This window comes from Pantoea sp. Fr+CA_20, from assembly GCF_024520835.1.
Lineage (GTDB): Bacteria > Pseudomonadota > Gammaproteobacteria > Enterobacterales > Enterobacteriaceae > Pantoea > Pantoea allii.
Genome location: NZ_JALNPN010000054.1, coordinates 1 through 506, shown reverse-complemented (window position 1 = coordinate 506; position 506 = coordinate 1). Strand labels below are relative to the sequence as shown.

1 protein-coding gene is annotated in these 506 nt (G+C 56.3%); it reads left to right on the top strand.

The annotated features are described in order from the left end of the window. On the top strand, positions 1 to 506 hold a 506-nt coding region (locus NR177_RS23770; RefSeq protein WP_256853803.1), incomplete at both ends, for a GTP-binding protein.

Sequence of the window (506 nt, the reverse complement as noted above, 5' to 3'; positions counted from 1 at the left end):
ACCGTTCTGGCTAAAACCAACGGTGGCCAGGCGCGTGCGTTCGACCAGATCGACAGCACCCCGGAAGAAAAAGCACGTGGTATCACCATCAACACTGCACACGTTGAGTATGAAACCCCGTCTCGCCACTATGCGCACGTTGACTGCCCAGGCCACGCCGACTATGTGAAAAACATGATCACCGGTGCTGCGCAGATGGACGGCGCGATCCTGGTTGTTGCTGCGACTGACGGCCCAATGCCGCAGACCCGTGAGCACATCCTGCTGGGTCGTCAGGTAGGCGTTCCTTACATCATCGTGTTCCTGAACAAGTGTGACATGGTTGATGACGAAGAGCTGCTGGAACTGGTTGAGATGGAAGTCCGTGACCTGCTGTCACAGTACGACTTCCCGGGCGACGATACTCCAATCGTTCGCGGTTCAGCTCTGAAAGCGCTGGAAGGCAACCCAGAGTGGGAAGAGAAAATCGTTGAGCTGGCTGGTCACCTGGATAACTACATCCCGGA